Genomic DNA, 13,324 nt, shown 5'->3' with positions numbered 1-13,324 from the left:
CCGATCTCTCCGGTACGTTCCAGAACGGCGACCAGGGTGGCCGCGCCGCCGTGCGTCAGGCGGTGTCGCGGACGGCGACGATGCCGTTGAAGACGCCCACGTACGCGGTGCCGTCGGGGCCGATGGTGATCGGCGCCCAGTTGTTGTCGTAGGCCAGGCCCGTGCCGGTGAAGCGCGAGAAGGCGCGCCGTCCGGTGCGGAAGTCGACCGCGGCGAGGTACCAGGCGTCGATGCCCCAGGAGTTGGGGCGCTTCTCGTAGAAGTAGAGCAGTCCGTTGGCGGTGGAGAGCTTCGGGACGGTGGAGGGCGAGCGGACGCCGCTCTCCCAGACGGTGTCGCAGCCGCTGCCGTCGGCGCGGACGTCGATCCGGGTCGCGCCGCCGACGACGCTGCGGCCGAAGAGGAGCGTACTCGGGTTCTCGTAGCCGTAGTTGTTCTCGACGACGAGGCTGTTGCCCCAGCTGATCAGGGAGTTGTCGGTGGTGGAGGCGCCGGAGCCGAAGACCGGCACCTTGCAGACGAGCCGCTCGGCGGCGGGCACGCCGGCGCCTCTGCGGTAGACGAGGACGTTCATGCGGTCGTCGGCGTTGTCCGTGACGGCGACGTACTGGTCCTCGGTGCCGAAGAGGTCGGGGGTGGTGCCCGAACCCTGGTTCACCGAGCCGGGCTTGGTGCCGGTCCCCCGGTCGTACGTCTCGCGCCACAGGATCCGCGGAACGCCGTCGGCGTCGGCGCGGAAGCTGTACAGGGCGTGGTCGGTGACGATGGAGACGCCGTCCTGGGCGACGGAGAAGGAGTTCTGGATCTCCTCGCCGTCGAGACGGATCACGCGCAGCGTGCCCGTCGCGGGGTCGACGGTGCCGACGCGGCCGAGGCGGGTCACCCACCAGATGCGGCCGTCCCAGTCAGGCATGACGGAGGTGACGGGGTCGCAGACGCCGCCGGGGAAGAGGTTCGTCCAGCTGACGCAGTCGTGCGGGACGAGGGAGGTGAGGTCCCAGTCGTTCTCGACGGCGAACTCCCAGGCGCCGTCGGCCTTCTGGCGGTGGGCGATGCGCAGGACGTGCTGGCGGGAGTCGGCGAGGACGACCCGGTCCCGGTCGTCCAGGTAGAAGTAGGCGCCGCCCGAGGTGTCCTTGAAGATCTTCTCGAAGTCGAGCCGGGTGAGGGCCTCGACGGTGGAGGAGCGCTGCGGCAGCTGGTACTCGGCGAGGGTGGCGAGGGTGCGCGGGTCGAGCAGCTTCAGGAGGAAGCCGCTGAAGGTGCCGCAGACGGTGACGAGCCGGCCGCCGGCGTCGAAGGTGACGGTGGCGCACTCGCCGCCGAGCGCGGCGATCTTCTCGCTGGTGACCTCCGGGTCGCGCCCGAGCGGCCCGGACCAGGGGTAGGTGGCGCTGCCGGCGCCGTCGGCGTGCATGCCGCTGCGGCCGTTGGGGGCGAGGTACGGGTGCTGGACGGGGCCCTTGCCGGGGACCGGCCGCGCGGTTGCGGGGGCGCCCTCGTAGTGGTCGACGAGGCGGTGGCCCGGGGCGAGGGGTATCTCCTCGGCCTGGGCGACGGGTGCGGAGCCCGCCAGGACGGTCGCCGCGAGCGCGGCGACCAGCGCGAGCGCGCGTGCTCGTCTGCGGGGCGGTGGGGTGGTCAAAACGGCTCCTCGGGGATCCTGACATGTGTCGCGCCGGCGGCCGACGCTAGGCCCGAGTGCGTGAAATGTACATGGCACTGCTCTGCGTTTCACGGGCAGTTCACGATGCTGAAACGATCAAGGTCGGGGGCTGGAGAACTCGTCGAAATGCGGCGCCCCGGAGCCCTGGGGAGAATCTGGGGAGAATGCGCGACCCTGTGGAGTGAACGGCTGACTGCCCGGCCTGCGGCTCCGCTCCCCTGCACGGCCGGACAGAAGGCGAACTGCTACTGCGGCCGTCACTCAGAGTGCCGGCCGGGCCGGCATGCGGCTGCTCGATGTCGCGCAGCCCGTACAACGAGAACGGGTGGCACAGTGTCCCGAGTTCTGCCGTCACCTCGACGTGCGGGGCGCGGTGATCCGGTCGCGCAGCTCCGCGATGTCGAGGCCCAGGCGGTCGGCGACGTCTGAGAGTCACTTCCTCGCGGTGCCGAACCGGCGCGTCAGCACCTTGATGGGGGCCTGGCGTTCTTCCGCGCAGGTCGGCGCAGAGGGTGCCGTTGCCGCCGTGAAGTGGGCAGAGACGTCGGTGCTGCTACGGGGGACCATTCGACCCCAGCGGGATGCCCGTCATGCGGACCAGACTGGTGGTGTCGGATCCGGGAGGTCCAGATGAATAGCCAGCCCAGCGCCCACGCGACAGCCGAGCGGCTCTTGCTTGACGCGGCCCTGCCCGAGTTCCGGTTCTCCCGCCTGGAGTGCGCCGTGATCAGCGCCGCGCCGGACCTCGTGTACAGCGCAGCCCGTGATCTGGACATGCTGTCCATACACTCGCCGCTGTTCGACGCGGTCATATGGGCGCGTGGCGTGCCGGACCGAGTGCGCCGTCGGCCCGTGGCCACACCGCCTTCGATGCGAGTGTCCGACCTGTTCGAAACCGCTGCCGCTGGTGATCAGGGGGACCTGGTTCAACCCTGGGTTGCCCTGGGGGAGCGCGCGGGGCGCGAGATCGTCTTCGGGGCGGTCGGCAAGGTGTGGAAGCCCACCATCGAGTGGCGCCGTGTCGAACCTGGTGACTATGCGGGCTTCGAGGAGCCCGGCTGGGCGAAGATGGCCGCCGCCTTCGTCGTCCACCCCTACGGGGTACGGCGGTCCCTCCTGACCTACGAAGCGCGTACCGCTTGCACCGACCCGGTTTCCACCACACGGTTCGGCCGCTACTGGAGGTTGGTCTCCCCGGGCGTCGGCATCGTGCTGCGCGGGGCGCTGCGGGCGATCGAAGCGGCAGCGGAGACCGGAGAAGGAAGCACCTGAGGAGATGAGTCGTCATGCGTGCTGTGATCGTGTACGAGAGCCTGTTCGGCAACACCCGCGAGATCGCTGACGCAATCGGCGAGGGTGTGAAGGAAGCACACCCGGACGCCGAGGTCGAGTGCGTGGCAGTGGTCGACGCCCTGCCCGAGCGCATCGGCGCCACCGACCTGCTGGTCGTCGGCGGGCCGACCCACATGCGGGGCATGACCACCGGGATGAGCCGGAAGATGGGGCTGAAGACCGAGGAGAAGGAAGCCGAGAAGGCAGAGCGTCCCTTCACCCCCGAGGAGGCCGCCGAGGGCCCTGGCGTCCGCGACTGGTTCCACGACACGCTCCCCAAGGCCCACACCGGCACCCATGCCGCCGCGGCCTTCGACACGAGGGCGGACATGCGCCTGGCGGGCGCTGCCGCGAGCGGCATCGCACGTCGGCTGCGCAGCCACGGTTATGAACTCGTCGCGGAACCGGAGGGATTCATCATCGAGGAGATCGACGGGCCGCTGCGCGCCGGCGAACGGGATCGCGCGAGGGCGTGGGGTGCGGCCCTCCAGGTCGCTTGACTGACCCACAAGAGAGCCCTGGGCAGCACCCAGCGGTGAGCAGGGTCCGTGCGCACCCTGGCCGACGCACTTTCCGGCTCTGCCCGCGACTCGGGTGCGATCTGCGAAGCTGCACTCCGCCGGTCAGGGCGCGACACGCCCACTTCATACAATCCGGCCCGGGACGGCCAATCCGGCACGTGCCGGAAGGTCGCCCAGTCGGCGTCGAGCTTGGGATCAGGAATCCGGTGCGTGCCGCACATGGTGGCACGCCGGAGGCAGCAGACCGAAGTGGACTCGGCACGGGCCCCTTGTGCTCCATCGCCACCCCCAGCCACGTCGAGCGCACGCTGCTCGCCTGACGGGCACATACTCACGGTGGTTCGGGGGGCCCCGACCCTCCGGCCGGACTCGGCCGACGGAAGGCGGTGCGGACGAGTCGCGCGGCGAGGAACCCTGCGGGGGCACCGGTCAACGCGATCCCGACGCCCGCCCAGCCGAGCGGCTCGGTCTCCAGGACCGCGCTCAGGACGGGCACGTACAGCGCCGCCGCGGCAAGCAGGGCGGAGGCGAAGGCGGCCAGGGGAAGGAACGGGTTCTTCCGTGTGAACAGCCGGGCGCGGAGTCCCAGGACGGCCCCGAGCTGTGCGGCGAGCAGCGCCAGGAAGAGCACGCTCTGCCAGGCGAGGTCGACTGCGCGGGCGCCGAGTCCCGCGCCGAGGGAGACCGCCGTGACGACAGCGGCCAGGACGAGCAGGCGCTGCCAGGCACCGCCGCCCAGGATGTGCTGGTCCGGGGGACGGGGCGGTCGGCGCATCGCGCCGGGGGAGGCCGGTTCGGCGCCCATGGCGACACCCGTGAGACCGTGCGTCAGGAGGTTGATCCACAGGATCTGCCCCGCCCGCAGGGGCAGAGGCAGCCCAAGCACCGGGCCGAGCAGCATGACGAGAATCTCGGCAGCGCCGCCGGCCATCCCGTAGACGAGGAAACGGCGGATGTTGTCGTAGACGCGTCGTCCCTCGTCGACGGCCGCCACGACCGTCGAGAGCTCGTCGTCCATGAGAACCAGGTCTGCCGCCTGCCGCGCCACCTCCGTTCCGCGCGCCCCCATGGCAACGCCGATGTCGGCCTGGTGCAGTGCGGGGCCGTCGTTGACCCCGTCGCCCGTCATCGCGGTGACGGCTCCCCGGGCGCGCCACGCCTCGACGATGTCCAGCTTCTGCTGGGGATCCGTGCGGGCGAAGACCCGCACCGAGGTGAGGTCGGCAACGCGACCTGCGGCCACGTCCGCTCCCGTGACGACGTGGCCTTGTGGCCCGCCGCCACCGCCCAGGAGCGCGACATGGGACGCCACCGCCCGAGCCGTCGCCGGATGGTCACCGGTGATGAGGACGGGGGTGATGCCGGCCGCCCGGCACGAGGCGAGGGTCGCGGCGGCATGCGGCTTGGGCGGGTCGCTCAACGCGACGAGACCGCGGAGCGCGAGCCCCGACTCCGCCGCGGTGACCGGGCTCGGGAGGTCGTTCCGCCCGCCCGATGCCACCGCGAGCACGCGGTATCCCCGGGCAGCCAGGCTCGCGGCCTCCTGGCGGGCAGACTCCAGGGTCTGCGGGCGGTCGAGCAGAACGGCCGGGTCGAGCACGGCCTCGGGGGCGCCCTTGAGGCAGACGAGCACCCGACCGTCCTCGGTCGTGTGGAGCGTGGTCATGCGCCGGCGCAGGCTGTCGAAGGGCACTTCTTCGATCCGGGGGCAGGCGGCGGCCAGTTCCGTGGGATCCGGGCAGCCCGTCTTGGCCGCGGCCGTCAGCAGGGCTGCTTCCATGGGGTCACCCAGGGCCGTCCAGCGGCCGTCGGAGGCCCTGTCGTCCGGCGGACGCAGCGTGGCGTCGTTACACAGGGCTGTCACGGTCAGGAGCTCCCTCAGGGGCTCGAGCTCGTCCGCTGCCGCAGGCCGCCCGTTCACGAGGACCTCGCCCACGGGTTCGTACCCCACGCCCGAGAGCTCGGCGCTCACTCGCGGTGTCCAGACGCGCTGGACGACCATGCGGCCCTCGGTCAGGGTGCCCGTCTTGTCGGTGGCGAGCACGGACACCGATCCGAGCGTCTCGACCGCGGGCAGTCGGCGCACCAGGGCGTGCCGGGCGACCATACGCCGGGCTCCGAGAGCCAGGGCCAGGGTGACGACCGCGGGAAGGGACTCGGGAACCGCCGCCACGGCCAGGCTGATGGCGGTGACCGCCATCGTTCCGAGCGGGAGCCCCCGGACCAGGCCGAGGGCGAAGACCAGCACGCACAGGGCGAGCGTCACGGCCGCGAGAACGCGCCCGAGGGCGGCGAGCCGTCGCTGCAGCGGGGTCGGCTCGCGACGCTCGTCGAGGAGGGCCGCGATCCGGCCGAGGGCGCTGGCAGCCCCGGTCGCCTTGACCACGGCCACGCCCCGGCCCCGGACGACGACCGTGCCCGCGCTCAGCGTCGTACCAGGATCCTTGTCGACGGGCACGGACTCCCCCGTGAGCATGCTCTCGTCCACCAGTACGGCGGATGCCTCGGCGAGATCGGCGTCGGCGGCGACGATGTCGCCCTCACCGACCAGGAGTACATCCCCTGGGACGACCGCCGCCGCCGGGAGGTCACAAACGGCGCCGTCGCGCCGCACTCGCGCGTGCGGGGCGGTGAGGGCAGAGAGCGCGGCGACGGCGTTGTCGGCCCGGATCTCCTGCGCCACCCCGACGATCGTGTTCACGAGGACGACCAGCCCGATGACGATCGCGTCGGGATGGTCACCGATCGCGAGGGTCAGCACGACGGCCCCGAGAAGCACCATGATCAGCGGGTCGGTCAGCTGGGCCAGGACCCGCCTGTGGAGCCGTACCGGCTTGCTCGCCCTCACCTCATTGGGACCCGTCTCGGCAAGCCGGCGGGCGGCCTCCTCCTGGGTGAGCCCCGTCGTCTCCCGCACCAGCACGGGCGCCCGGCCCGCTGCCGACCTCGTCATGGCCCGCTCACCCCGCGGGGACGGTGATCACCGGGCAGTGAGCACGGTGCAGCAGCCCGTGGACGACGGAGCCGACGCGCATCCCCGTGTATCCACCCCGGCCCCGACGGCCTACGACGACGGCCGGGGCGTGTTCGGCCGCGTTCGCGAGCCCCGACGACGAGCAGGTCGGTGTGGCGCGATGCCTCGACGAGAGCTCCGGGCGCACTGTGGCTTCTCCGACCGTCGGCGTGCACGACCAGTTCCGGAAACTCCTGCCGGACCCTGTCCGCCGACGAGGTGAGCGCACGTGCGTGATCGCGGGCTGTCTCCTCGCCCCCGTTGCGCAGCACAGCCCGTGGTCCGCCGGACAACCCCACACCCCAGATGTGCAGGAGTCGCAGAGGTGCCTTGCGCAACAGGGCCTCACGGGCCGCCGCACGGGCACAGCCCACGTCGGCCTCGTCCCCGACCGCAGCCAGGACGAGGCTTGCTTCGGCGGGCTCGACGGCCCCACGCACCACGACCACGGGCGTGGTCGCGGCGGCCGCGACCTCAAGGCCGACCGATCCGAGCAGCAGCGACGAGAAGCCGCCAAGGCCGCGGTGTCCGACGACGATCGTGCCGGTGAGAGCGGCGGCTCGACGCAGGCTCCCTGGGGCAGCCCCATCGGTGAGTTCCGTGAAGACGGTCAACTCGGGAAGGCGCGCCGTGACCGCCTCGGCGGTCCCGTCGAGCAGTTCCCGCCCCGCTTGCCGACTCCTGACGAGCTCCGCCTGCGGCAGGAACAGGGCCGGCGCGTTCGTGTCAGCCGCATGGACGAGGCAGAGGGTGCTGCCCCGCAGGGCGGCCTCCGCCGCCGCCCACATCGCCGCTGTGCGTGCGGGTGGTGATCCGTCGACGCCGACGACGACCCTGCCGAGGCCGGGACGGGTCCTGGTTCCGCCCATGGTTCTCCTCACACGGCATGAGGGACTCGTTTCCACTCTGGCAGCCGGTGTGGCGCAACCGGAGGGCCGGTGGGGCCCATGACGGGACCAAAGGGCCCCCACCCTGGCCAGTTCGGAGTACGGACTGGCGGTGACGTGCCCGTTCGGTCCAGCCCGGGGACCGTTCGGCACTCGCGGCCCCCAGGCATGCGCTGGAGTCTGGTTCCGCGGGACAGCGCACCCTCCGGACCCCGACAGGAGGCGCCGCGATGAAGCACATGAAGATCGGCGGTCTCATGACCAGCAACGTGATCTCCGCCGTCCCCGCGACCTCGTTCAGGGAGATCGCGAAGCTGCTCGCCGAGCACGACATCGGCGGGGTCCCCGTGGTGGACGAGGACGACCACGTCATCGGGGTCGTCTCCGAAAGCGACCTCCTGGCCCACCACAAGCTGACCGCACGGGACCTGATGACGTCGCCGGCCATCACTGTCCACGCCGAGGAGACGGTGGCCGACGCGGGGCGGCTGATGGTGCGTCGCGGAGTCGAGCGCCTGCCCGTGGTCGACGTGGAGGAGCGACTGGTCGGCATCGTGACCCGCCGTGACCTGCTCTGCGTCTACCTCCGCCCGGACGCGGAGATACGGCGCCGCGTCCGGGCGGACGTCCTGACGGACGCCATGGACCTGCCCGGGGACGCGGTGGACGTGCACGTCCTCGACGGCGTGGTGACGCTCGCCGGTCGTCTCCGTCGGCACAGCCAGGCCCAGATGCTCGTCGGACTCGCCGAGCGGGTGGACGGCGTCGTCGCCGTCGTGGACCGACTGACTTCCCACGAGGACGACACGCGTCTCACGTCACCCACCCGGACTCCGCAAGACACCTCTTGGTGACCCATCGCAGACAGGACGAACCGTGTCCACCACCGCTCTGACCCGACCACTCGTGACGTCGCTGATCGAAGACGCCGTCACCGCTCCGTCGATGCACAACGCACAGCCGTGGAAGTTCGTCGCCAGGACGGGCACCGGCGTCATCGAGCTGCACGGCGATCCGCTGCGGGGCATGCCGCGCGAGGACCCCGACCACCGTGCACTCCACCTCGGCTGCGGTGCCGCCCTGTTCGGGCTCCGGGTCGCGGCCGCGCACCGGGACCTGCGTCCGGTGGTGCGGCTGCTGCCCTCCGCCGACGATCCCTGGCATCTCGCCGACATACGGTTCGAAGGGCCCGCGGACGCCGACAGCGACCTGGGTGTGCTCCATGCCGCTCTCGCCCGGCGGCACACCAGCCGCTTCCCCTTCACGGAGGAGCCGGTCCCCTCCGAGGTGATCGACGGGCTGTGTGCCGCGTCTCTGCTGGAGGGCTGCCGACTGGTCGTACCGGGAGCGTGGCACACCGACACCGTCATGGACCTCGTCCACGCCTCCGAGCTGTTCGAGGCGGCGGACGAGACCGTACGCACCGAGATCGCCGCCTGGACAGGCACCGGTGCGGCCGGGAGGGATCCCGGCACCGAGGGCATCCCTTCGTACGCCTTCGGCCCACGGCAGTACGACGTGACCTCTCCCGTCAGGGACTTCGGTGCTCCCCGACAGGTGCCAGGCCGCACCTCGGCGCGCTTCGAGAAGAGGCCGCAGATCGCGCTGCTCGGCACAGCCGAGGACACCCCGGAGGAATGGCTGAAGGCCGGCCAGGCCATGCAACGCGTCCTCCTGCAGGCCACCCTCGACGGCCTCGCCACCTCCCTCATGTCCCAGCCGCTGGAATGGCCCGAGCTCCGTTCCGACGCGCGCGACCCCGGCTCGACGATCGGCTTCGTCCACATGGTGATCCGCCTCGGGTACGGCCCCCGGGGGCAGGCCACGCCGCGTCGCCCCGTCTCCGAGGTGCTCGCGTTCGACTGATCGCCTCTCGAGGACGGAGCCACGCGGCGGAGACCTGGCGGAGCTCGACCGGGAGGCGTACCGGGCCCGTCAGGGCGACATCCGCAGGCTCGACCGGATCCTCGAGGCCGAGGGCGACTCGGTCAACCGCTGTCAGGCGTCGAAGCAGGCCGACAACCTCATGCTCGGCTACCTGTTCCGGCCCGAGGAGTTGTACGGCCTGTTCGGCCGGCTCGGCTACGCGCTGGACGACGAGGTGTGGCGGGCGACCGTCTCGTACTACCTGCGGCGCACCAGCCACGGATCCACGCTCAGCAGCCTCGTCCACGGGTGGGTGCCGGCCCGGCAGACGGACGCCGAAGCCTGGCGGGGACAGGAGCGTTGGTTCCGTCTGTGAGAGCGCACGGCCCGCCCGCAGTGCGCACGGCCGTCAGAGCCGGCCGTGCGTCGGCGAAGGCGGCGACGCTTCCGTACGGAGCAGATCGACGAACGCCTGTTCCTGCGGGCGGCAACGCCCCAAACCCTGCCGCAGCCGGGCGCGTCGTGCGGTTCTCCCGCTGGGAGGTGAAGGCCGCGGCGGTGAGGAAGGCCGCGGCTCCGTCGTACCGGGACCGGCCGTCGACGAGCCGGCGGTACTCGGCGTCCGCATCGAAGGGCGGCTGCGTCCCGCTGCCGGACGCGAGTTCGTCGAGGCAGGCGTCGAAAGCGATCTTCCACGCCGCCGCGTGCACGACGGCGGAGTCGAGCAGTACGCCGGACGGTGTCGAGGACGACACCGTCCGGCGGCCGAGAACCCGGCCTCGGCCGTGCATCAGGCCACCGGCGGGGCGGGGCGGCTCACGGCCGTGTGCTGCGGGCCGCCGAGGGCGACTTTGATGGCGCCGGTCTCGGCGGCGCTGCCAAAGACTTCGTACGCCTCCTCCATCTCCCCCAGTTCGAACCGGTGAGTCACCAGTTCTGCCGACGGCAGCCGCCCGGCGGCCAACATGCGCAGCAGCATGGGCGTGGACGAGGTGTCCACGAGTCCGGTGGTGATGGTGACGTCCTTGATCCACAGATCTTCGAGGTGGAGGGCTGCCGGCTTGCCGTGGACGCCGATGTTGGCGACCCTGCCGCCGGGCCGGACCATCCGTGTGCACATCTCGAAGGCATCCGGGACGCCTACGGCCTCCATGACAACGTCAGCGCCGAGGCCGTCCGTCAGATCCGCGACCAGCTGCTCCGCGTCTTCGCCCGCGTTCACGATGGCGTCCGCGCCGAGGGTGCGGGCAGCCACCAGCCGCGACTCGGCCAGGTCGACGGCGACGATCCGTCCCGGGCTGTAGAACCGGGCGGTGGCGACGGCGGCGAGACCGATGGGGCCCGCTCCGACGACGACCACCGTGTCGGCGGGGCGCACGGCGCCGTTCAGGACCCCGACCTCGTAGGCGGTGGGGAAGATGTCGGCGAGCAGGACGGCGTCGAAGCTGTCGATCGATTCCGGCAGCGGGTGGACGGACAGGTCGGCGAAGGGCACCCGGACGTATTCGGCCTGCGTGCCGTCGACGGTGTGGCCGAGGATCCAGCCGCCTCCGCCCCGGCACTGCCCGTAGCGGCCTTCACGGCAGAAGCGGCACCTGCCACATGCGGAGATGCAGGAGATCAGAACGCGGTCGCCCGGTCGCACCGTGCGGACGTCGCCTCCGGTATCGACCACCGTGCCGACCGCCTCATGTCCGAGAACCCGGCCGGGCGTCACCTCCGGCACGTCCCCCTTCAGGATGTGCAGGTCCGTGCCGCAGATGGTGACCACGTCAACCCGCACGATCGCGTCGCCAGGGTCTTTGATGACCGGGTCGGGTACGTCCTGCCAGTGCATACGGCCCGGCCCCTGGAAGACGAGTGCCTTCATGGCGTCCACCCACTTCCTGTCACGCGTCGCTACGGTCCTCGGCACCAGGTTCTGCGGAGCCCCTCTGCGGCGCATGAGCCGGTCGGCCCCGGAGCAGGGCCCGCTTGGACCCTCGGTAGCGGCCCGGCCGGATGCGAGGGTGGAGACCGGCCCCACCGAAGGAGGGCTGGCCATGTCCGAAGCAGCCCCGAACCCCGCTCCCACCACCCCGCGCCCGGCACTGCTCAGCTTCCTGGGCGGGGTGGGTACGGTCACCGGAAGCAAGTTCCTGGTGGAGAGCGACCATGCCCGGATCCTCCTCGACTGCGGTCTCTTCCAGGGTTTCGCGACCCTGCGGCGCCGCAACTGGGAGCGGTTCGCCCGCGACGCCGCCGACGTCGACGCCGTGGTCGTCACCCATGCCCACCTGGACCACTGCGGCTACCTGCCCCGATTGGTCCGCCAAGGCTTCCGGGGGCCGATCCTCACCAGTGCCCACACCTCCCAGCTCGCCGGGATCGTGCTGCGCGACAGCGCCCGCCTCCAGATGGAGGCCGCCCGGCATGCCGACGAGCACGGCTGGTCCAAGCACCGCCCGGCCAAGCCGCTCTACGACGACTCCGACGTCGAGAAGACACTGGCGTACTTCGACCCGATCCCGATCGGCGAGGACGTCGAGATCATGGCCGGCAACCGGCTGAGGCTCCACCACGGCGGGCACATCCTCGGGTCGGCATGGGTGCACCTCACCCTGGAGGACGGCCACACTCTGGCCGTCTCCGGGGACCTGGGGCGGCCCGGACACCCGCTGCTGCTGCCGCCCGAGCCGTTCTCGGGCGCCGACGCGCTGCTCATGGAGTCGACGTACGGCGACAGGCGCCACGACCAGGAGTCCGCCCGGTCGGAGTTCGCCTCCGTGATCGCGCGGACCCTCGCCCGTGGCGGCATCGTCGTCATCCCGGCCTTCGCGATCGACCGTACCGAGGTCGTCTTGCACGAACTGAGCCGGTTGCGCGACTCGGGCGTCCTGCCACGGTCGGTGCCCGTGTACGTGGACAGCCCCATGGCGCTGGCCGCCCTCGATGTCTACCGGGAGGCGGTACGCGACCGCTCCCCCGAGCTGCGGCCGGAGATCCTCGCCGAGGGAGAGGCCGCGCTGAGCCCCGAGCCGTTCCTCGCCGCGCGTTCCGTCCAGGAGTCCATCGAGATCAACGAGGTCAAGGGCCCTGCTGTCATCGTCTCCTCGGCCGGCATGGCGACCGGCGGCCGCGTCCTGCACCACCTCCACCGGCTGCTCCCCGATCCGCGTAACGCGGTCGTCGTGGTCGGCTTCGCCGCGGCCGGCACGCGGGCGCGGGACCTGGTGGACGGGGCGCGGACGCTCAAGATGTTCGGCGAGTACGTCCCCGTACGGGCCGAGGTCGCCGACGTCCCCCACTTCTCGGCCCACGCCGACGCCGACCAGATCATCGACTGGCTGCGCGGCGCCCCTGCCCCGCACACCACCTACCTCGTCCACGGCGAACCGGCCGCCTCCGAGGCGCTGCGCGACCGCATCGACCACGAACTGGGCTGGACGGCCGTCGTACCCCGCTCCGGGGAGGCCGTCCTGGTCCGCTGAGGCGGGGCTCTTCGGTCCCCCGGTGTGACCTGCGCGGCCCTCCCAACGCCGTGCCGCCGGGGTCGGGCGACGACGGCGAAGACCGGGCCGGCGTCAAGCGCCTGCCCGTGGTCGACGACGACGGGCGGCTCGTCGGCGTACTCAGCCGGAGCGACCTCGTCCAGCTGTACCTGCGGAGGGACCGGGCGATCCAGGAGGAGATCGTCGAGGACGTGATCACCCGCACCCTGGGGCTGAGCCCGTCAGCCCTCTCGGTGGACGTCACGGACGGCAGGGTCACCCTCAGCGGCACGGTCCCCCGCCGCGGCCTCGTTCCCGTGCTTCTCCGGCTCTGCAACAGCGTCGTCGGTGTCGTGGGGGTCGTCGACCGGCTCACCTACGAAGACGACGACCTGACGAGGACGTGACGACCGTGGCCACCCCGAGTGCCCGGTTCCTGTGGTGGTGACGGCCGAGCTGGGCAGGGGGATGTCTCGCTGGCTGTGGCTGGTGAAATGGATCCTGGTCATCCCCCACTGGATCGTGCTGCTCTTCCTCTGGATCGCCTTCTTCGTCGTGACGGTGATCGC

Annotated in this window: 8 protein-coding genes and 4 pseudogenes; 7 read left to right on the top strand and 5 right to left on the bottom strand. The window is 71.6% G+C overall.

Annotated features, from left to right (window positions below):
* Positions 1 to 55 precede the first annotated feature (55 nt).
* Positions 56 to 1,645 (bottom strand): hypothetical protein, encoded by a 1,590-nt coding sequence (locus tag ABT041_RS38475; RefSeq protein WP_351193686.1) that lies wholly within the window; start codon positions 1,643 to 1,645, stop codon positions 56 to 58.
* A gap of 651 nt (positions 1,646 to 2,296) precedes the next feature.
* Here ABT041_RS38475 and ABT041_RS38470 point away from each other — a divergent pair.
* Positions 2,297 to 2,938 carry a hypothetical protein gene (locus ABT041_RS38470; protein WP_351193684.1) on the top strand — a complete coding sequence of 214 codons (642 nt, stop codon included), beginning with the start codon at positions 2,297 to 2,299 and terminating at the stop codon, positions 2,936 to 2,938.
* Positions 2,939 to 2,952: 14 nt separating this feature from the next.
* A complete protein-coding gene (locus ABT041_RS38465; protein ID WP_351193682.1) occupies positions 2,953 to 3,498 on the top strand; it encodes a flavodoxin domain-containing protein in 546 nt (181 codons plus the stop codon).
* Between the two features lie 352 nt (positions 3,499 to 3,850).
* Here ABT041_RS38465 and ABT041_RS38460 read toward each other — a convergent pair whose 3' ends face one another.
* The 3 genes and pseudogenes from ABT041_RS38460 to ABT041_RS38450 all read right to left on the bottom strand — a co-directional run.
* The gene (locus ABT041_RS38460; protein WP_351193679.1) at positions 3,851 to 6,472 is read right to left on the bottom strand and encodes a cation-translocating P-type ATPase; all 2,622 of its coding nucleotides are present in this window, start codon (positions 6,470 to 6,472) and stop codon (positions 3,851 to 3,853) included.
* A 7-nt stretch (positions 6,473 to 6,479) separates the two neighbouring features.
* Positions 6,480 to 6,623 (bottom strand): annotated as a pseudogene (locus tag ABT041_RS39165) (universal stress protein); the annotation flags it as partial.
* A 94-nt stretch (positions 6,624 to 6,717) separates the two neighbouring features.
* Positions 6,718 to 7,320: pseudogene (locus ABT041_RS38450) on the bottom strand (universal stress protein); the annotation flags it as partial.
* A 329-nt stretch (positions 7,321 to 7,649) separates the two neighbouring features.
* Here ABT041_RS38450 and ABT041_RS38445 point away from each other — a divergent pair.
* The 3 genes and pseudogenes from ABT041_RS38445 to ABT041_RS38435 form a co-directional block, all read left to right on the top strand.
* Positions 7,650 to 8,273: a CBS domain-containing protein gene (locus tag ABT041_RS38445; RefSeq protein ID WP_351193676.1), complete on the top strand. Its 624-nt coding sequence runs from the start codon at positions 7,650 to 7,652 to the stop codon at positions 8,271 to 8,273.
* A gap of 22 nt (positions 8,274 to 8,295) precedes the next feature.
* A complete protein-coding gene (locus tag ABT041_RS38440) occupies positions 8,296 to 9,285 on the top strand; it encodes an Acg family FMN-binding oxidoreductase (RefSeq protein ID WP_351193674.1) in 990 nt (329 codons plus the stop codon).
* 28 nt (positions 9,286 to 9,313) lie between these two features.
* Positions 9,314 to 9,634, top strand: a pseudogene (locus tag ABT041_RS38435) (glycoside hydrolase family 65 protein); the annotation flags it as partial.
* A gap of 441 nt (positions 9,635 to 10,075) precedes the next feature.
* On the opposite strand, the gene ABT041_RS38430 reads toward ABT041_RS38435, so the two are convergent.
* Positions 10,076 to 11,155, bottom strand: coding sequence for a zinc-dependent alcohol dehydrogenase family protein (locus ABT041_RS38430; RefSeq protein WP_351193671.1), 1,080 nt, complete (start codon positions 11,153 to 11,155; stop codon positions 10,076 to 10,078).
* A 172-nt stretch (positions 11,156 to 11,327) separates the two neighbouring features.
* Here ABT041_RS38430 and ABT041_RS38425 point away from each other — a divergent pair, with 172 nt between their 5' ends.
* Entirely contained in the window at positions 11,328 to 12,755 is a 1,428-nt protein-coding gene (locus ABT041_RS38425; protein ID WP_351193669.1) for an MBL fold metallo-hydrolase RNA specificity domain-containing protein, read from the top strand.
* Between the two features lie 92 nt (positions 12,756 to 12,847).
* A pseudogene (locus ABT041_RS38420) lies at positions 12,848 to 13,162 on the top strand (BON domain-containing protein); the annotation flags it as partial.
* Positions 13,163 to 13,324 lie beyond the last annotated feature (162 nt).

This window comes from Streptomyces sp. NPDC002825, from assembly GCF_040295385.1.
Classification (GTDB): Bacteria; Actinomycetota; Actinomycetes; order Streptomycetales; family Streptomycetaceae; genus Streptomyces.
Note: the sequence above shows the minus strand (reverse complement) of the source record. Positions and strands in the feature narration are given on the sequence as shown.